Consider the following 19,025-nt stretch of genomic DNA (forward strand, 5'->3'; position numbering starts at 1 on the left):
GGCGATGAGGTTGAAAACAGGCGGTCCGCGCCCCACCTTTATCGTCCAAGACAGGAGATGGCCAAAGGTTGCCTTTCTAGGGACCAGTGCCGTCTTGCCAATGATAAGGATTGAGCATGCAAGAGCCTCTGAATTCCTCATACCCCGTACTGCCTTTGCGCGACATCGTGGTTTTTCCGCACATGATCGTGCCGCTGTTCGTGGGGCGGGAAAAATCCGTCCGTGCACTGGAAGAAGTGATGCAGGACGACAAGCAGATATTGCTGTCCAGCCAGATTGATCCGGGTGACGACGATCCCACCATCGAAGGGATTTACCAATCCGGTGTTCTGGCGAACGTACTGCAGCTGCTGAAGCTGCCCGATGGCACCGTCAAGGTACTGGTTGAAGGGCAGGCACGCGTGCAGATCACCGAATTCCTCGAAAACGACGATTTCTTCGAAGCCCGTGCGGAGTATCTGACCGAAATTCCCGGCGATGTGACCACGACCGAGGCGCTGCTGCGCACCGTTGCGGACGAGTTCGAGCGCTATGCCAAAGTGCGCAAGAACATTCCCGAAGAAGCGCTTGCAGCAGTTGGCGAGACAACTGAGCCCGCCAAGCTGGCTGACCTCGTGTCAGGTCATCTGGGTATTGAAGTCGAGCAAAAGCAGGAGTTGCTGGAAACTCTGTCCGTCAGCGAACGGCTCGAGAAGGTCTACGGCCTGATGCAGGGCGAAATGTCGGTTCTGCAGGTCGAGAAAAAGATCAAGACCCGCGTCAAATCCCAGATGGAGAAGACGCAGCGCGAATATTATCTGAATGAGCAGATGAAGGCCATTCAGAAAGAGCTTGGCGATGGCGAGGACGGTAGCAACGAGGTTGCCGAACTGGAAGCCAAAATAGCCGAGACCAAGCTGTCGAAAGAGGCCCGCGAAAAGGCCGAAGGCGAGCTGAAAAAGCTCAAGAACATGTCGCCCATGTCGGCCGAGGCAACAGTGGTGCGCAACTATCTGGATTGGATTCTGGCTCTGCCATGGGGCACCAAATCCCGTGTCAAAAAGGATCTTGGCCGCGCGCAGGACATTCTGGATGCCGACCACTATGGTCTTGAGAAGGTCAAGGAACGGATCGTTGAGTATCTCGCGGTGCAGCAGCGCTCGAAGAAGCTGAAAGGTCCGATCCTGTGCCTTGTTGGCCCTCCGGGTGTGGGTAAGACTTCGCTTGGTAAATCGGTTGCCAAAGCCACGGGGCGCGAGTTCATTCGCATCTCGCTGGGCGGTGTGCGCGATGAATCCGAGATCCGCGGTCACCGTCGGACCTATATCGGCTCGATGCCCGGTAAGATCATCCAGGCGCTGAAAAAGGCGAAGACCACGAACCCGCTTATCCTGCTCGATGAAATCGACAAGATGGGGCAGGACTTCCGTGGCGACCCGGCTTCGGCAATGCTGGAGGTGTTGGACCCGGAACAGAACAGCACGTTCATGGACCACTATCTTGAGGTGGAATATGACCTGTCGAACGTGATGTTCCTGACCACGTCGAACAGCTACAACATGCCCGGGCCTCTGCTGGACCGGATGGAGATCATCCCGCTGGCCGGCTACACAGAAGAGGAAAAGAGCGAGATCGCCAAACAGCACCTGATCGGCAAACAGGTCAAGAACCATGGTCTGAAAACCAAGGAGTTTGATCTGACCGACGAGGCGCTCCAGAAGATCATTCGCATCTACACCCGTGAAGCCGGGGTGCGGAACCTGGAACGTGAGATCGCCAAGGTGGCGCGGAAATCGCTGACCAAGATAATCAAAAAAGAGGCTGAATCCGTCACGGTTACGCCGGACAATCTTGATGAATTCCTGGGCGTGCCGAAGTTCCGCTATGGTCTTGCTGAGCAGGACGATCAGGTTGGTGTTGTTACCGGTCTGGCTTGGACCTCGGTAGGGGGTGATCTGCTGCATATCGAGGCGCTGAAACTGCCCGGCAAAGGGCGGATGAAGACCACCGGCAAGCTGGGCGACGTGATGAAGGAATCCATCGACGCGGCCTCGTCTTATGTGCGGTCGATTTCACCTCAGATCGGTGTGAAACCGCCCAAGTTCGACACGTTGGATATTCACGTGCACGTTCCGGATGGGGCAACCCCCAAGGACGGTCCTTCGGCCGGTTTGGCGATGGTAACGTCGATTGTATCGGTCCTGACCGGAATTCCGGTGCGTAAGGACATTGCCATGACGGGCGAGGTGTCGCTTCGCGGGAATGCAATGCCGATTGGCGGTTTGAAAGAAAAGCTGCTGGCTGCCCTGCGGGGAGGCATCAAGACGGTGCTGATCCCGGAAGAGAACGAGAAGGATCTGGCGGACATTCCGGATAACGTTAAGGAAGGCCTCAAGATTATTCCGGTCAAGCATGTCTCGGAAGTTCTGGAGCAGGCGCTTGTTCGCGCGCCAGATCCCATCGAATGGGACGAAGCGGCCGAGGAAGCAGCGGCAGCCGCCGCCAAGGCACCCGAAAGCACCGGACCGTCGGCGACTGCACATTAAGTTACCGGAAGTCAGGGCCGGGATACTGGCCACCTGAGAGAATATGGAGAAGCCTGCGGCAATTGCGGCGGGCTTTTTCATTTGGGTCACTCGGTTATTCAGAACCCGACAACGGGTTCCTTGGGATCCAGTATTTCTTCTTCGGCGATGTATTCCTGAAACTTTTCAGTGGATAGGGCTGAACGGACGGCAAGGCTGAAGATCACAGCGGAAAACAGGATACATAGAAGGATATCCCATCCAAAGGGGATCTGCTTTTGCGCGCCTTCGCCGAATTGCCCAAGGAAAGAGATCAGCCCGATACCGGCAAAATAGGGCGCCAGCCACAAGGCTTCGGTCACGTCCATTTCGTCCAAACGGTTGCGGAATCGCAGCAACAGAAGAACCATTCCCACGATCAACGCAATGCCAAGGCGCCAGACCGTGTCCCAACCGCTCCAGTAGACGACCAGTGTGGCAACGGCAAAGGCCGTGACGGCGACCACCTTGACGGTCGGGATGCGGATCGAACGCGGGTGATCGGGCATGAGGTGGCGCAAGCAGACCACGGCGATTGGGCCGACGGCGAATGACAGGACGATGGCCGCTCCGTTCAACGCGATTACTGTGGCGAAAGGTACGGTCAGCAGGAAAAGCGTTCCGATCAGAAAATTCAGCGCCAGTGCCCAAAGCGGCACGCCGAACGAAGACAGCATTTGCAGGCGATGGGGTAGAAATCCGTTTTTGGACAACGCCATGGCAATACGCGCGTTCGAGCCAGTGGCCACCAATCCGTTGCCAAAAGGTCCGATCACCGAGCCGACGTTGAGCAGGCTGAGAAACCAGATGATCCCCACGGACATGATTATTCCGTCCAGCGGACCCTGGCCGCCAAAGTTCAATTGTGCCCAACCGTTTTTCAGCATTTCGGGATCAAGCGCGCCAATGAAGGCGATCTGAAGTCCCAGATACAGGGCCGCGCACAGAACGATGGATAGAACCAGGGCTGCGGGGATGGCGAATTTGGGGTTTCGAACTTCACCGGCCATGTCGACCACGTGGCGAAATCCGATGAAAGAGAATATCACGCCTCCGGTCGACACCGCTGCCATGATGCCCTGTAATCCATAGGGCGCAAAACCACCTGGCTGAGTGAAGTTTTCGGTGTTGAACCGTGTCGCGATCAGCAGGATCGACAGAACGATAGGGATAGCGATTTTGGCCCACGTCAGCGCGGCGTTGACCCGCGTGAAAAACTTCACCCCCAATGCGTTGACCGCGACGAACAGAAGCATGAAAACCAGCGCAACCGCAATGCCAGCCCCGGTCAGATCGCCGGTATCCGCAGCATGCAGCCAGGGCGCATAGGGCGCGAGGTATTTCAACATCGCCTCAACTTCGATTGGTGCGGTGGTGTTATATCCGATCCAGGCTGTCCAGCCCATGGCCATCGAGACTATGTTGCCATGTGAAAACTGAGGCACCCGTGCAATTCCACCGGATATCGGCAGCATGGCCGAGATTTCGGCAAATGTTATGGCCAGAACAAACATGGCAACCGCGCCGATGATCCAGGAAAGGATGGCCGCAGGACCAGCATGTTGCACGGCCAACATAGGTCCGAACAGCCAGCCCGAGCCAATAATGCCACCAACCGAAATGAAGGTCAGGCCAACAAGACCAATATCGCGCTTCAATTCAGCCATAAACATTCCTGAAAATAATGCCCGGAATTACCGATCAATCCCGGTCAGGATAGGCGGGGGGAACGCGCTGTGACAAGCTTGCTCTCGAGCAACCCTCAATCTGCTCAACTTGTTGGTTTTGAGGCAGTTCTGGAAGCACGCGTAAGCCAGCCTTGGTGTCACCGGGCTTCCAGCCAGACTCTAGTAGGCGGTTATTCTACGTCGCCTGATTCCAAACAGCCCAGCTATTGCGCCTATCAGTAGCAGTCCGCTGGCGGGCAGGGGAACGGCTGATACTTTTAGATTGTCCACCCGATAACTGGCACACCAATCGTTACACCAAACCGTGTTGGGTCCGAACGGGTCGTATAAGTCATTCCAATAGGGGCCACTGATCGGGTTGTCACGGTAAGTATCAACTGATCGATATGAGAGAACCCGCTAGATAACCTAAGCTTCTTTAGTTTCGGTATGACACTGTCCGACGTAAATTGTGTCTGCGTCGGGCCGATTGACTGCGTAGCCACCGTAGCCCCGTTTCGTACTCCAGTGAAAGTCAGAGTTGCCACCGGCGCAATTCCTGACGTTGCCCACTGGAAGTAGGCTTGGCTGTTATCGTCTGCCGGTCTAGGCCCCGATCCCGACATGAAAATCCGCAATGCGCCCCAAACATCAATAGATTTTGCCGTGTATGTTGTTCCGCTTATGGCTCTGATTGTTGACGTCAGAATGCCGCTATCGGAATGCAGGTACAGGTAGTTCCCGCCCAGATAGGTCGTGCTGTAATCGTAGATGAACCCGTTGGACGTCGCAGGTCCACCACCCGCATTGGGATAAACCGGGTTGTGATCGAACGTAACCGTCAAAGCACTGGCTGCATTGGCCAAGCACACGGCTAACGCCGCAAAAATATGTTTCATCGCAATACCCTCTATCAATGTCTCCAGATTAGTTAGTGAAGTATCACTTTGCAACTAGTCGTAGAGGCGGTTCTCTTAGAGAAATGAGGCTTGGACGCCTTGCCGCGTTTTGGCTTCTGGCACCCATTCCTGTCACCAGATCCGACAAATCATTGAAAAGATGGTGGGTGATAAGAGATTTGAACTCCTGACATCTTCGATGTGAACGAAGCGCTCTACCACTGAGCTAATCACCCGTGAGGCCGCCTCTTACAGTGTGTCAGTCCGGTTCGCAAGATCAGATGCAGGTGGCGCAGAAACTTTGCTTGCCCTCAGCGCATTTCACGCAGAACCCGGCACCTGTTCAAAGGGTGGGTTCGGGAAAAAATCAGGATAAGGCAAAAAACTTGAAAACGCCGCTTGACGATGCCCGGGCGTGGCCATAATACACCCCAACGTTCAGAGCGAACGGGCAGCGGGCGGTTGTAGCTCAGTTGGTTAGAGTACCGGCCTGTCACGCCGGGGGTCGCGGGTTCGAGCCCCGTCAACCGCGCCATCGCTGCCAGCCTGTGATCCGGGTCAATGGATCAGACATAGACCCTAAATGCGCGGTTGTAGCTCAGTTGGTTAGAGTACCGGCCTGTCACGCCGGGGGTCGCGGGTTCGAGCCCCGTCAACCGCGCCATTTCCCTGATTTCGTAGATTGACCGAAAACAATTGCCCATTGGGGCGATCGACATGGGGCTGATGTCAGGAGTTGTCGGCAATAATCCGACTGTTCACACTTTGTTCTAACTTTTGTGTTGGAGACTCAGCCTGGCTCGCCTATTTCTAGGACACTTGTCTGTTGGGGGCCGAAATGGCTGAGCTGAAGAATATCGAGGTGCGCGGCGCGCGCGAGCATAACCTCAAAAGTATTGATGTTGACATTCCACGCGATCAGCTTGTGGTGATTACAGGTCTGTCTGGTTCGGGCAAGTCGTCGCTGGCCTTTGATACCATCTATGCCGAAGGTCAAAGGCGCTATGTCGAAAGCCTGTCCGCTTATGCGCGCCAGTTTCTGGACATGATGGAAAAGCCCGACGTTGACCATATCAGCGGCCTGTCCCCGGCGATTTCCATCGAGCAGAAAACGACGTCGAAGAACCCACGCTCCACCGTTGGCACGGTAACCGAGATTTACGACTACCTACGCCTGCTGTTCGCGCGTGCAGGGACGCCCTACAGCCCTGCCACGGGTCTGCCCATTGAGGCGCAACAGGTGCAGGACATGGTCGACCGCATCATGGCGATGGAGGAAGGGACGCGCGGATACCTTCTGGCCCCCATCGTGAGGGACCGAAAAGGGGAGTACAAAAAGGAGTTTCTGGAACTTCGCAAACAAGGCTTCCAGCGCGTCAAGGTGGACGGGGAGTTCTATGAACTTGATGAGCCGCCCACTCTGGACAAGAAGTTTCGCCATGACATCGACGTCGTAGTCGACCGTCTGGTTGTACGCGAAGGGATGGAAACACGTCTGGCCGACAGCCTGCGGACTGCGCTGGATCTGGCCGATGGAATCGCGATTCTGGAAACCGCGCCGCGCGAAGGAGACCCCGAACGTATCACTTTCAGCGAGAATTTTGCCTGTCCGGTCAGCGGCTTCACGATTCCCGAGATCGAGCCGCGCCTGTTCTCGTTTAACGCACCGTTTGGGGCATGCCCGGATTGTGACGGTCTGGGAGTGGAACTGTTTTTCGATGAGCGTCTCGTGGTGCCGGACCAGACACTGAAACTGTATGATGGTGCACTGGCGCCGTGGCGAAAGGGTAAATCGCCGTACTTCCTGCAAACCATCGAAGCCATCGCCCGCCACTTTGAGTTCGACAAGAACACCCCATGGAAAGACCTGCCGGAGAAGGTTCAGCAGGTGTTTCTTCGGGGGTCGGGCGACGAGGAAATACAGTTCCGTTACGACGAAGGTGGACGGGTTTATCAGGTGACGCGCAGTTTTGAGGGCGTAATTCCCAATATGGAACGCCGTTACCGCGAGACCGACAGCGCCTGGATTCGCGAAGAATTCGAGCGCTATCAGAATAACCGTCCGTGCGGCACATGTGATGGTTACCGTCTGCGTCCCGAAGCCCTGGCCGTCAAAATCGCGGGCCTGCATGTTGGGCAGGTGGTTCAGATGTCGATCAAGGAGGCTCTGGCCTGGATCGAGGATGCTCCGAACCATCTGAGCACGCAGAAAAACGAGATTGCGCGCGCAATTCTGAAGGAAATCCGCGAACGACTTGGATTCCTGAATAATGTTGGTTTGGAATATCTTACGCTGTCACGTTCAAGTGGAACCCTGTCTGGTGGCGAAAGCCAGCGGATCCGGTTGGCCAGCCAGATCGGTTCGGGTCTGACAGGGGTTCTGTATGTGCTGGACGAGCCGTCAATCGGATTGCACCAGCGCGACAATGACCGTCTGCTTGGAACGCTCAAGAACCTACGCGATCAAGGGAATACCGTGATCGTTGTTGAGCATGACGAAGAAGCCATCCGTGAGGCTGATTACGTTTTTGATATTGGTCCCGGCGCCGGTGTGCATGGCGGGCAGGTCGTAAGCCAGGGAACACCTGCGGAAATAACAGCGGATGCGGCCTCGATCACGGGGCAATACCTGGCCGGAACGCGCGAGATCGCGGTGCCCGCTGAACGGCGCAAGGGCAATAAGAAGAAGGTGTCGGTGGTCAATGCGACCGGGAACAACCTGAAGAATGTGACGGCTGGGTTTCCTTTGGCCAAGTTTGTCTGTGTGACCGGAGTTTCCGGCGGCGGGAAGTCCACTTTGACCATTGAGACGCTGTTCAAAACGGCGTCGATGCGCTTGAATGGTGCGCGCCAGACACCTGCGCCGTGCGAGACGATCAAGGGACTGGAGCATCTGGATAAGGTCATCGACATCGACCAGCGACCCATTGGGCGGACTCCGCGTTCAAATCCAGCAACTTACACGGGGGCGTTCACCCCGATCCGCGACTGGTTTGCCGGTCTGCCCGAGGCCAAGGCACGAGGGTACAAACCTGGACGGTTCAGCTTCAACGTCAAGGGAGGTCGGTGCGAGGCCTGTCAGGGTGACGGGGTCATCAAGATCGAGATGCACTTCCTTCCGGATGTCTACGTGACCTGTGAAACCTGCAAGGGTGCGCGGTACAACCGCGAGACACTGGAGATCAAATTCAAGGGTAAGTCCATCGCGGATGTTCTTGATATGACGGTGGAAGACGCGCAGGACTTCTTCAAAGCCGTGCCTTCCATTCGCGACAAGATGGACGCACTGGCGCGGGTTGGTCTGGGTTATATCAAGGTCGGACAGCAGGCCACCACGCTTTCGGGTGGTGAGGCGCAGCGGGTCAAGCTTTCAAAGGAACTGTCCAAACGTTCGACCGGGCGGACGCTGTATATTCTGGATGAACCGACCACCGGCCTGCACTTTGAAGATGTGCGCAAGCTTTTGGAAGTACTGCACGAACTTGTGGATCAAGGAAATACGGTCATTGTGATCGAACACAACCTGGATGTGATCAAAACCGCCGATTGGATCATCGATATTGGCCCGGAAGGTGGCGATGGCGGCGGACAGATTGTTGCCGAGGGCACACCCGAGCAAGTTGCGGAGTGTGAGGGCAGCCATACCGGGCACTACCTCAGGCCGATGTTGAATTTGGACCGGGTCGCTGCAGAATAGCGGCCCGGCAGTTTCCTAGTACAGGATATCCGCCACGGCGCCGATCAGGTTGAGAACTTTCCGCGTTTCAGGATCGATTCTGTAGACATAGTCGCCGGCGCGAACGTAATTGCCGCCTCGTTTCAAGCCGTAACGATAGGGATCGTCGATCCAGACATAGTCCCGTTCGATGCGGTCGCCCGTCCGATATAGGTTTTTGACCTGTCCTGGTGGCACGCAGGGGACTGCCTTTTTGGCCAGACCGGGCGGGCAGTGCCCGGCCTTTCCCTTGCCGTTGCCAGCTTCGACCGCAGCCGTACTGATCACCAGCAAGGCGATGGATCCAAAAGTTCTGAGAGTTTTCATCGGCGGCCCCTGCAATTATTCTGCACTGGTTTTAGCACGTACAGACCGGGACAAAGAAGTGACGACAAACAACTGTTTTCGGGTCAGCAAAAAACTGCATTACGCGCCTCAGCTCCGGCCTCTCTTTTCAAACCGGGGCAGCATGGCGGAAAAGTCTTTCCCCAACCCATCTTCAGCTTCGACAAATTGTTCATACAAGGCCGTTGCAGCCTGGCCCATGGGTGTGTCGGCATCCGACCCTTCCGCGGCCTGCTGGCTAAGGCGTAAATCCTTCAGCATCAGCTCTGCAGCAAAACCTGGCTTGTAGCCGTTGTCGGCCGGACTGGTGGGACCAACACCGGGGGCAGGGCAATAGGCGTTCATTGTCCAGCTATATCCGGACGATGTACTGACGACATCAAACATCTTTTGGCGATCCAACCCCAACTTGTCGGCCAGTGCAAAAGCCTCACAGGTCGCGATCATGGTGACGCCGAGGATCATGTTGTTGCAGATCTTTGCCGCCTGACCCGCGCCGGAATCGCCGCAATGAACGGCCTTCTGGCCCATGATGTCGAACAGCGGTTCGGCCGTTGCAAACGCTTCTTCCGAACCACCTGCCATGAAAGTCAGCGTACCAGCTGCGGCGCCCCCAATACCGCCTGAAACCGGAGCGTCGACGGCTCTTAACCCGGCTGCCAGGGCCTGATCCGCCACCGCACGCGCGCTGTCGACGTCGACGGTTGAGCAATCAATCCAGGTGGCGCCTTTCTGCATGGCCGGAACAATCTCGTCGGCGACAGATCGCAAGATCTGACCTTTTGGAAGCATCGTAATTGCCACGTCTGCTCCGGCGACGGCCTCGGCCCCGGAAGATGCCATGGTGACCCCTTCGACTGTGACGTCTGCCATGTCAAAGCCAATCACGACATGCCCGGCCTTCGCCAGATTGGCGGCCATCGGTGCGCCCATGTTGCCAAGGCCGATAAACCCGATTTTCATCCTTATTCCTCCTCGAATGTCAGTGCGTCCGCGCCCAGTGGTTGCAGCATTTTCGAAACAGCGACCGCCGGTACGGATTGATCCGCAAAGCTCCACCTAGGATTGCGGTCCTTGTCTATGATCTGCGCGCGGATGCCTTCCAGAAAATCCCCGTGTTCCATGGCGCGGAACGTAAACCGGAATTCCAGTTCCAACGCTTTGCGTATCGTCAGCGATGGCCCACGCAATCGATGCAGCATTTCTACGTAACAGGCCATCGACAAAGGTGAATGCCGTCCGAGTGTGGCCAGAGTTTTGGTGGAGAAATCCGGATCAGCGTTACGCAGATTGGTCAGGATGTCGCCCAGCGCCTCGCCCGAGAATATGTCATCGATCACAGGTTGGTCCTGCTCCAATGTACTCTCCGGCGGTGTCTGCGCGTGTTTGGCCAGTATCTCGGCATCACCAGAGGCTTCGAGCAGTTCCATGAGATCGGACCATTGGGACTGCGGGATATAGTGATCGGCAAATCCGGCATAAATCGCATCACCTGGCCCCATGCGTCGTCCGGTTGTTCCCAGATATTCACCTAACCGGCCGGGTGCCAGGGCCAGCATCAGCGTGCTGCCGACGTCCGGAACCAGTCCGATGGAGCATTCAGGCAATGCGATCTGCGCGGTCTCGCCCACGATCCGGTGATTTCCGTGGCACCCGATGCCAACACCGCCGCCCATTGTGAAACCCTGCAGAAAGCTGATCACCGGTTTGGGGTATTCGAAGATCAGGGCATTCAGCCGGTATTCATCGCGCCAAAAGGTTTGACCATAGGCGAAATCGCCTTTCATGCCCGTTTCATAAAGCTCGGCAATGTCACCTCCGGCGCAAAAGGCCTTTTCGCCTTCGGCATCAATAATGATCAGGTCAACCGAGTCATCTTCGCGCCAGTTCCGCAGGGCACTGTCTATGGCCATGCACATGTCATAACTAAGCGCGTTGAGCGCCTTGGGCCGAGTCAAAGTGATGCGCCCGGCGCGGCCTGTCACACGGATGTCGATATCTGGCATTTGATCCTCAGCGTTGGGCAAGCATCTGGCGGGCGACGATCACGCGCATGATCTCGTTGGTGCCTTCCAATATCTGATGCACGCGCAGATCACGCACAAGCTTTTCGATCCCGTAATCGGCCAGATAGCCGTATCCGCCATGCAACTGCAGACATTGATCGACGACTTTTGATCCCGTTTCGGTAACGAACTTTTTGGCCATCGCGCAGAACTTGCTGGCATCGGGCGTGCCTTGATCCAGCTTCCACGCGGCCTGCCGCAAGAAGACGCGCGCGGCCTGCAGTTCAATCTCCATATCGGCCAGGCGGAACTGCAGGGCCTGAAACTGGTCGATGGATTGACCGAATGCTTTACGCTCGGACATGTATTGCAAGGTCATGTCCAAGCCGGTTTGCGCCGCACCCAGAGAGCAGGAGGCGATATTCAAACGCCCGCCGTCCAGTCCCATCATGGCGTACTTGAATCCATCCCCTTCGGTGCCGACCAGGTTCCCCGATGGTATCTTGCAGTCATCGAACTGCACCTGCGCCGTCGGCTGGCTTTTCCAACCCATTTTCTGCTCAAGCGCCCCGAAGCTGAGACCGGGCGTTCCGTCTTCGACATAAACGGTCGAAATCCCCTTTGGACCATCCTGACCTGTGCGCACCATGCAGACATAAGCATCAGAGTAGCCACCGCCCGAGATAAACGCCTTGGTGCCGTTCAGCGTGTAACCTTCGTTTGTACGCTCGGCGCGGGTTTTGAGGGCTGCAGCGTCCGAGCCCGAGCCCGGTTCGGTCAGGCAGTAGCTGAGGACCGTATCAAGACTGAGCACCTGCGGCATGATACGTGATTTCAGCTCGTCACTGGCGAAACTGTCCAGCATCTTTGCGCACATGTTGTGGATCGACAGAAAGGCTGCAACCGACGGGCAGGCCATGGACAAAGCTTCAAAAACCAGCGTTGCATCCAGCCTGCTCAGACCCGATCCTCCTGCGTCCTCAGAGACATACAAGCCACCGAAGCCCAGTTCGCCGATCCGGGGCCAAAGGTCTTTGGGAATGGTTCCATCCGCCTCCCATTGCCGTGCAAACGGAGCGATGTTTTCCTGCCCAAATGCATAGGCCATGTCGAAGATAGCTGTCTGTTCCTCGGTCAGCGCGAAATCCATGCCAATCCTTCCCGTCGATGCTGAATTGAACGATTGTTTATTTCCCAATCGTTACAGAAATTTTGCACGATCAGCAATCACGGGAAGTAAGGTTATGGTATTGATCGGCCCGGGTGCGCGATATCAGAGATCTTCGTGGAATTCCTCGATCAGGTGCTTCACGACCGCCTGACCGGGATCGTCCCCTTTTGCCACGGCCTCGGCGTGTACACGGCGCTGGCGTGTGGCGGACGTTCCGTTTTCCGCAATTTGCCGAAGGCGGGCCAATTCGGTCATCGTGCCCAACGCCTCGGTATCTTCCGCAAGCATTCCCATCAGTTCACCAATCAGTTCAGGCATTGGCTTGATTGACCGGTCGCCAAAATCGATCAGCCCTTCGCCAACGCCGTACCGTTGTGCACGCCAGCGGTTTTCGCCGATGAGGAACCGGTCATAGTGACGCCAGCGCAGGTTGCGGTCTTTCAAACGACACAGCATCCGGGTCAGCGCCTGGATCATCGCAGCCAGCGAAAGGGCGTGTTCCAGCCGGGGCTGCACATCCATGATACGGGTTTCCAACGTCGGAAACCGATGCGAGGGGCGCAGGTCCCACCATATCTTTGAGGTGTCTTCGATGACGCCGAGTTCCACAAGGATTCCTGTCGTACGCTCGTATTCAGCCCAACTGGCCGGTACCGGAGGCAATCCGGTTCGGGGCAGGTTGTCGAACACGGTCAGCCGATAGGAGGACAACCCTGTGTCTTCACCGCTCCAGAACGGAGAGGATGTGGAAAGAGCCAGCAGGTGCGGCAAAAAGTAGGACAGTTGTGGCATCAGATCGGCACGCAGCGCCTTGTCTTCGACGCCGACGTGAACATGCATGCCGCAGATCAGCATGCGTCGCGCAACACCGCCAAGGGCATGTTGCAAGGCGTCATAGCGATCCTTGCGTGTATGATGCTGGTCTTTCCACTTTGCAAAGGGATGGCAGGATGCGGCAATCGGGGCAAGATTGTATTCAGCGGCGCGCGTGGCTACGCAAGACCGCAACCGCTTGAGGTCCTCACGGGCCGCGCCAATCGTGGCATGAGGGCGGGTTCCCACCTCGATCTGGCATTGCAGGAATTCAGGGCTGACCTGACCTTCAAAATCGGCCTGGCAAGCATCCATCATAGCGGCAGGTGCTTCGGACAATTGCAGGCTGTCGCGGTCCACAAGCAGGTATTCCTCTTCAATACCCAGCGTGAATTCCTGCTGCATGGCGGCCCTCCGGTCTTTATGTTCACGCCAGTGAATACGGAATTTGCCCTTTTGCCAAGTGTTTGCCGCGCAGGTGCTTGCGAAGCCTTGGTCGGCACAGGTAAGGAGCGGGGAGTGTTCAACCAGGGATCGGAGACGGCGGCGTGAAACCCAGGAAATTCCCGCGGACCAATGCAATTCTGGATCGCTTCGGCGTCAAGCTGATCGACAAAGTCACTGAACGGGATGAGCGCGCTCGGCTGGAAAGCTTTGAACGGGCAGGCGGATTGGAACGCCCTGCATATGCCCTTTCTCCGGGAATGGACGGGTTTGATGTCGGCCCGCTGGTCGAGGAATATCACGAACATGCCGAGGCGCTGGCGGCATTGAAAGACCCGGCGCGCAACAAGACCGGCTATCGCATCGGGAACGGATACTATGACAGCCCGGATGCGGACGCGCTTTATCTGATGATCCGCAGATTCAAGCCGAAACATGTGATCGAGGTCGGGTGTGGCAATTCAACCCGCGTCACGCGACAAGCGATCATTGATGGCGGGCTGAACACCCGCATTACGGCAATCGATCCGTATCCGAGGGCGGATATTGCGCATGTCGTGGATGATTTTGAACAAAAACGGCTGGAAGATGTCGATCCGGCGCTGTTTGAAAACCTGCAAGAAGGCGACGTTCTTTTCATCGATTCCAGCCATGTGGTCCGCATGAGCAACGACGTCGCGCATCTGTTCTGTCGCATCATTCCGGCCCTGAAACCCGGTGTCGTCATCCACGTGCACGATGTTTTTTTGCCCTACGAATACCCCACTCGTTTCTTCTATGATTGCCCCGGATGGGGCGAACAGTACATGCTGCACGCATTGCTGCAATCAGGTTTATATTCAATGCTTTGGCCGGGATATTATCTTCAACGGGAACGCCCGGACGCGGTCGAGGCCTTGCCATTCCTGAAGGACGGACGGGCGCAGAGTATTTGGGTTCAGCTCAGAAAATCTTGACTTCAAAGTGATCCGCCACGCCGGGGCTGCCGTAATCCTTTCCATAACAAGCTGGAGAGGAGATGACAGCCATGTTTCGCCGCACATTCCTGGGCGCCGCCGCCGCGATTGCACTGACTTTGCCAATGCAGGCTCGTGCCGGGTCCGATATTGTTGATACCGCCGTCTCGGCCGGATCATTCACCACTCTTGTCGCCGCAGTTCAGGCTGCAGGGCTGGTTGACACTTTGAAAGGCGACGGACCTTTCACTGTTTTTGCCCCGACCGACGAGGCGTTTGCGGCATTGCCCGAAGGTACCGTTGAATCGCTTCTACTGCCTGAAAACAAAGATCAGTTGGTTTCCATACTGACTTATCACGTGGTTCCGGCCAAAGTGATGTCAGGGGACATTGCAGGTAAGCGCGCGAAGGTGCTGACCGTCCAGGGCGACCGCCTTAGTGTGAACGCGAAAAACGGCGTAAAGGTTAATGGTGCCAAGGTGGTGCAGGCTGATATCGAAGCCAGCAACGGCGTGATCCACGTTGTCGACGCGGTGATCCTGCCTGAATAAGTTTCCCAACGAAAATGAAAAACCCCGGCCTTGAGGCCGGGGTTTTTTTGTCAGATCAGTCTGACTTGTGTGCCGATCTGCACCAGCGGGTACAACTGTTCGACATGCTGATTGTACAGACCAATGCAGCCGGACGAGCTTTGGCGACCGATTTTGCGCGTATCATGCGTTCCATGCACCAGATAGGCAGGCCAGCCCAGATACATTGCGCGGGTTCCCAGCGGATTGCCCGGGTCGCCACCTTCCATTCGCACCGGCAGGTTCGGGTCACGCTCGCGCATAGATGCAGTCGGGGTCCAGCTGGGGTTTTCCCGCTTGCGCACAACTTCGGTATACCCGCGTTTGGTCAATTCCTCGCTCATCGGAACCGAGCTGGGATAGAGTTTATAGGTCCCATCCGGAGCCCAGTAGTGAACGGCGCGGCTGGTAATATCGGCCAGCAGGCATCCGACGCCCAATTCATTGAAGTGATCCTGCCAGTTCTGCTGCGAGAACGAGGACACATTGCGCCGCACCGGCAACTGCGTGCTGATGGCTTCTTCTTCCTGCGGAAATGCGTCAAGACTTTGCGCGCGTACCAGGGCAGGCGTCGCCAGAAAGGTCGCTGCGCCCAGCAATGCAGAGCGGCGGGTCATGCGGGGATTTGACAAGTTGGCCTCCGGTTCAGGAACTGCTCGGGTATTTATTTGGCGCTAAAATATTGTCAGCCGGTTCGGTTTTCCAGAGCTTTGCGTCTGAATTTTTCGTGAAATGGTCCCCGTTGGCTGTGCTTTGCCGAAAAAAAGCCCGGCCTGCGGCAGGCCGGGCATATTGATTTTTAGGTCCGATGTGCGGATCAGTCCATCGCTTTGAAGTTGAACTCGCCACCTTCCTTGATTCCGGACGGCCAGCGCGACGTTACGGTTTTGGTCCGGGTGTAGAACTTGAAGCTGTCCGGACCGTGCTGGTTCAGGTCGCCGAACATGGATTTCTTCCAGCCGCCAAAGGTGTGGTAGGCCAGCGGAACCGGGATCGGAACGTTAATGCCCACCATGCCGATGTTCACGCGGCTGGCAAAGTCCCGCGCAGTGTCACCGTCACGGGTGAAGATCGCGGTGCCGTTGCCGTACTCGTGGTCCATCGCCAGCTTCAGCGCTTCTTCATAGGAGCCGGCACGGACAGTCGAAAGAACCGGGCCAAAGATTTCCTGCTTGTAGATGTCCATGTCCGGGGTCACGTGATCGAACAGGTGCGGACCGACAAAGAAGCCGTCCTCATAGCCTTGCAGGCTGAAGTCGCGGTTATCGACAACCAGTTTCGCGCCTTGTTCCACGCCCGAGTTGATCAGACCCAGAATGCGCTCTTTCGCGGCACCGGTGACAACGGGCCCCATGTCGACATCGTCGCCCGCGGTGTAGGGGCCGACCTTCAGCTTTTCGACACGGGGGATCAGTTTCTCGATCAGCGCGTCGGCTGTTTCCTCACCCACCGGAACGGCGACAGAAATGGCCATGCAGCGTTCGCCCGCCGCGCCAAAGCCTGCGCCAACCAGCGCATCGGCCGCCTGATCCAGATCCGCGTCAGGCATGACGATCATGTGGTTCTTCGCACCGCCAAAGCACTGCGCGCGTTTGCCGTTCGCAGTGGCACGCGAATAGATGTATTGCGCAATCGGGGTCGAACCAACAAAGGACACGCCCTGAATGACTTCGCTGTCCAGCAGCGTATCCACAGCTTCTTTGTCGCCATTGACGACCTGGAACACGCCTTTCGGCAGACCGGCCTCGACGAACAGCTCAGCCAGCATCAGCGGCACGGACGGGTCACGCTCGGACGGCTTCAGCACCACGGCGTTGCCGCAGGCCAGGGCAGGGCCGACATGCCACAGCGGCATCATCGCCGGGAAGTTGAACGGCATGATCGAAGCGACTACGCCCAGCGGCTGGCGCATGGAGTACATGTCGATGCCGGGGCCCGCGCTGTCGGTGAATTCACCCTTCAGCATCTGAGGCGCACCGATGCAGTATTCGATTACTTCCAGACCACGCTGCAGGTCACCCTTGGCGTCTGGAATGGTTTTACCGTGTTCGCGGCTCAGCGCCTCGGCCAGTTTGTCCATATCGCGGTTCATCAGGCCGACCATGGCCATCATCACGCGCGCACGCTTCTGTGGGTTGGTCGCGCCCCAGGCCGGTTGTGCGGCGGCGGCGCTGGCAATTGCAGCAGTGGTTTCAGCGGCACTTGCCATCGGGCATTTGTACTGCACTTCGCCCGTTGCAGGGTTGAAGACGTCGTCAAAGCGGCCGGACGATCCGGCCACGTTTTCGCCGTTAATGAAATGGGTCAGTTCAGTCATAGCGAATTCCTCCGAAGTAAGTTGCGCGCACAATAGGCTTGCATAAATCACTTGAACAGAGGCAATGTCTCAAAGAAGTTTTGCAAAAATGCAGAGGTCTGGGATGAACCGGAACTGGGATGATATGCGGGTGTTTCTGGCGGTGGCCCGTGAACAAAGCCTGTCTGCCGCCGGCCGCCTGTTGAAGATCGACGCTGCAACCGTTGGGCGTAGAATCGCCCGGCTGGAAACCGCGCTGGAAACACCGCTATTCTCAAAATCTCAGCAGGGATACATTCTGACCACTGCCGGCGAACGGTTGGTCGAGCATGGATTACAAGCCGAAGAGGCGATGCGGGCAGCAGCCGGAACAGTTACGGGATCCTCCAAAACGCTGAGCGGCCAGATACGGATCGGTGCACCGGATGGCAGCGCCAATTACCTGCTGCCTCAGGTCTGCGCAAAGATCTGTGATGCAAACCCGGATCTGGACATACAGATTCTGGCCCTGCCGCGGGTCATCAATCTGTCCCGGCGCGAGGCTGACATGGCAGTTACCGTCAGCGCCCCGACGGCAGGGAAATTGCTTGTCCAGAAGATCAGTGATTACCGACTGCATCTGGTTGCCACGCAGGAATACCTGGCACAGCATGACGCCATTCATTCTGTGGACGACCTGCGAGGGCACCGGATGATTGGTTACATTCCTGATATGATCTTTGATCGTGAACTGGATTATCTCGTCGATCTTGGCGTTGACCGTGTCGCGCTTGCATCGAATTCCGTCTCAGTTCAGCTGCGCCAGGTCACGCTTGGCAGCGGCATCTGCGTCGCGCATGATTTCACGCTTCCGTTCCATCCGAACCTGCGGAAAATATTGACGGATCAGGTCAGTCTGACACGCAGTTTCCATCTGGTCCGGCACCTCGGAGATCAGCGCAATGAGCGACTGAATCGCTTTGCCGACGCGCTGACGCAGGGCATCCGCGAAGAGGTCGCGCGGCTTGAGGCTCAAGCTGCACCTTGACAGGTGCAAACATTCGGGCAAGGCTTTGAAAAAACAGTACGTTAGTCCGGAGGTTTTTTGCAAATGCTTGTACAGGCCATTCTAAAATCCAAGGCGACCAGCGGGGTAGTGACCGTTCAACCTTCGGCTACCGTGTCCGAGGCGGCCCAGATCCTTGCGGATAAACGGATCGGGACGGTGGTTGTGTCCGATGATGGCGGAGAAACAGCGGCCGGGATCTTGTCGGAGCGCGACATTGTACGCGAGTTGGCGGCTAGCGGCAGCGGTTGCTTGACACAGCCGGTCAGCACGTACATGACCCGCGAGCTTGTGACCGCATCGCGGCAGGATTCAGTGCAAGACATCATGTCGCGCATGACCGAGGGGCGCTTTCGACATATGCCCGTCATAGAAGAGGGCAAGTTGGTCGGTATCGTCACTTTGGGCGACGTTGTCAAAGCGCAGCTGTCCGAATTGGCGATGGAGAAAGACGCGCTGGAAGGCATGATCATGGGGCATTGATGCCCTTTGCATGTAACGGGCCCTCTTGCACCTGCGGCAGAGTTGTGTTTGCTTGCGCAGAAATTTTGTTGCG

General features: G+C 56.8%; 16 protein-coding genes and 3 tRNA genes. 8 read left to right on the forward strand and 11 right to left on the reverse strand.

The features are described 5' to 3' along the window. The first annotated feature begins 116 nt into the window (after positions 1-116). A complete protein-coding gene (lon, locus tag ACR0CG_RS07825; protein WP_480523906.1) occupies positions 117-2,525 on the forward strand; it encodes an endopeptidase La in 2,409 nt (802 codons plus the stop codon). Positions 2,526-2,623: 98 nt separating this feature from the next. On the opposite strand, the gene ACR0CG_RS07830 is transcribed toward lon, so the two are convergent. From ACR0CG_RS07830 to ACR0CG_RS07845, 4 genes are all read right to left on the reverse strand, one after another. Further along, positions 2,624-4,210: an APC family permease gene (locus ACR0CG_RS07830; RefSeq protein ID WP_480523908.1), complete on the reverse strand. Its 1,587-nt coding sequence runs from the start codon at positions 4,208-4,210 to the stop codon at positions 2,624-2,626. 180 nt (positions 4,211-4,390) lie between these two features. Continuing rightward, positions 4,391-4,501 (reverse strand): VPLPA-CTERM sorting domain-containing protein, encoded by a 111-nt coding sequence (locus ACR0CG_RS07835; protein ID WP_480523910.1) that lies wholly within the window; start codon positions 4,499-4,501, stop codon positions 4,391-4,393. Then, the gene (locus ACR0CG_RS07840; protein WP_480524135.1) at positions 4,489-5,109 is read right to left on the reverse strand and encodes a hypothetical protein; all 621 of its coding nucleotides are present in this window, start codon (positions 5,107-5,109) and stop codon (positions 4,489-4,491) included. The genes ACR0CG_RS07835 and ACR0CG_RS07840 overlap by 13 nt, the downstream gene beginning before the upstream one ends. Positions 5,110-5,270: 161 nt before the next feature. Beyond that, positions 5,271-5,345: transfer RNA gene (locus tag ACR0CG_RS07845), tRNA-Val, on the reverse strand. Between the two features lie 222 nt (positions 5,346-5,567). On the opposite strand from ACR0CG_RS07845, the gene ACR0CG_RS07850 reads away from it, so the two are divergent. The 3 genes from ACR0CG_RS07850 to uvrA all read left to right on the forward strand — a co-directional run bounded on the left by ACR0CG_RS07850 (position 5,568) and on the right by uvrA (position 8,806). Further along, positions 5,568-5,644 (forward strand) — tRNA-Asp (locus ACR0CG_RS07850). A 52-nt stretch (positions 5,645-5,696) separates the two neighbouring features. Further along, positions 5,697-5,773: transfer RNA gene (locus ACR0CG_RS07855), tRNA-Asp, on the forward strand. A gap of 174 nt (positions 5,774-5,947) precedes the next feature. After that, the gene (uvrA, locus tag ACR0CG_RS07860) at positions 5,948-8,806 is read left to right on the forward strand and encodes an excinuclease ABC subunit UvrA (RefSeq protein WP_480523912.1); all 2,859 of its coding nucleotides are present in this window, start codon (positions 5,948-5,950) and stop codon (positions 8,804-8,806) included. 15 nt (positions 8,807-8,821) lie between these two features. On the opposite strand, the gene ACR0CG_RS07865 is transcribed toward uvrA, so the two are convergent. The 5 genes from ACR0CG_RS07865 to ACR0CG_RS07885 all read right to left on the reverse strand — a co-directional run bounded on the left by ACR0CG_RS07865 (position 8,822) and on the right by ACR0CG_RS07885 (position 13,564). Beyond that, positions 8,822-9,151: a hypothetical protein gene (locus tag ACR0CG_RS07865; protein ID WP_480523914.1), complete on the reverse strand. Its 330-nt coding sequence runs from the start codon at positions 9,149-9,151 to the stop codon at positions 8,822-8,824. 108 nt (positions 9,152-9,259) lie between these two features. Next, complete coding sequence (gene mmsB, locus ACR0CG_RS07870; RefSeq protein WP_480523916.1) at positions 9,260-10,132, reverse strand: 3-hydroxyisobutyrate dehydrogenase; 873 nt, start codon at positions 10,130-10,132, stop codon at positions 9,260-9,262. Between the two features lie 2 nt (positions 10,133-10,134). After that, a complete protein-coding gene (locus ACR0CG_RS07875; protein ID WP_480523918.1) occupies positions 10,135-11,175 on the reverse strand; it encodes an enoyl-CoA hydratase/isomerase family protein in 1,041 nt (346 codons plus the stop codon). A gap of 7 nt (positions 11,176-11,182) precedes the next feature. Beyond that, on the reverse strand, positions 11,183-12,325 hold the full coding sequence (locus ACR0CG_RS07880) for an acyl-CoA dehydrogenase family protein (RefSeq protein WP_170616835.1): 1,143 nt from the start codon (positions 12,323-12,325) through the stop codon (positions 11,183-11,185). Between the two features lie 123 nt (positions 12,326-12,448). After that, positions 12,449-13,564, reverse strand: a complete 1,116-nt coding sequence (locus tag ACR0CG_RS07885; protein ID WP_480523920.1) for a carboxylate-amine ligase — start codon at positions 13,562-13,564, stop codon at positions 12,449-12,451. 143 nt (positions 13,565-13,707) lie between these two features. On the opposite strand from ACR0CG_RS07885, the gene ACR0CG_RS07890 reads away from it, so the two are divergent. Together ACR0CG_RS07890 and ACR0CG_RS07895 are read left to right on the forward strand one after the other, a co-directional pair. Continuing rightward, the gene (locus tag ACR0CG_RS07890; protein ID WP_480523922.1) at positions 13,708-14,559 is read left to right on the forward strand and encodes a class I SAM-dependent methyltransferase; all 852 of its coding nucleotides are present in this window, start codon (positions 13,708-13,710) and stop codon (positions 14,557-14,559) included. Positions 14,560-14,630: 71 nt separating this feature from the next. Then, complete coding sequence (locus ACR0CG_RS07895; protein WP_170616841.1) at positions 14,631-15,110, forward strand: fasciclin domain-containing protein; 480 nt, start codon at positions 14,631-14,633, stop codon at positions 15,108-15,110. A gap of 50 nt (positions 15,111-15,160) precedes the next feature. On the opposite strand, the gene ACR0CG_RS07900 is transcribed toward ACR0CG_RS07895, so the two are convergent. After that, positions 15,161-15,745, reverse strand: a complete 585-nt coding sequence (locus ACR0CG_RS07900) for a L,D-transpeptidase (RefSeq protein ID WP_170676933.1) — start codon at positions 15,743-15,745, stop codon at positions 15,161-15,163. Between the two features lie 200 nt (positions 15,746-15,945). Continuing rightward, complete coding sequence (locus ACR0CG_RS07905; RefSeq protein WP_170806277.1) at positions 15,946-17,445, reverse strand: CoA-acylating methylmalonate-semialdehyde dehydrogenase; 1,500 nt, start codon at positions 17,443-17,445, stop codon at positions 15,946-15,948. Between the two features lie 103 nt (positions 17,446-17,548). Here ACR0CG_RS07905 and ACR0CG_RS07910 point away from each other — a divergent pair, with 103 nt between their 5' ends. Both ACR0CG_RS07910 and ACR0CG_RS07915 read left to right on the forward strand, forming a co-directional pair. After that, positions 17,549-18,451, forward strand: coding sequence for a LysR family transcriptional regulator (locus tag ACR0CG_RS07910; protein ID WP_170616845.1), 903 nt, complete (start codon positions 17,549-17,551; stop codon positions 18,449-18,451). 63 nt (positions 18,452-18,514) lie between these two features. Continuing rightward, complete coding sequence (locus ACR0CG_RS07915; protein ID WP_480523925.1) at positions 18,515-18,952, forward strand: CBS domain-containing protein; 438 nt, start codon at positions 18,515-18,517, stop codon at positions 18,950-18,952. The last annotated feature ends 73 nt before the right edge of the window (positions 18,953-19,025 follow it).

The sequence above is a fragment of the Ruegeria sp. AB8 genome (assembly GCF_056542605.1).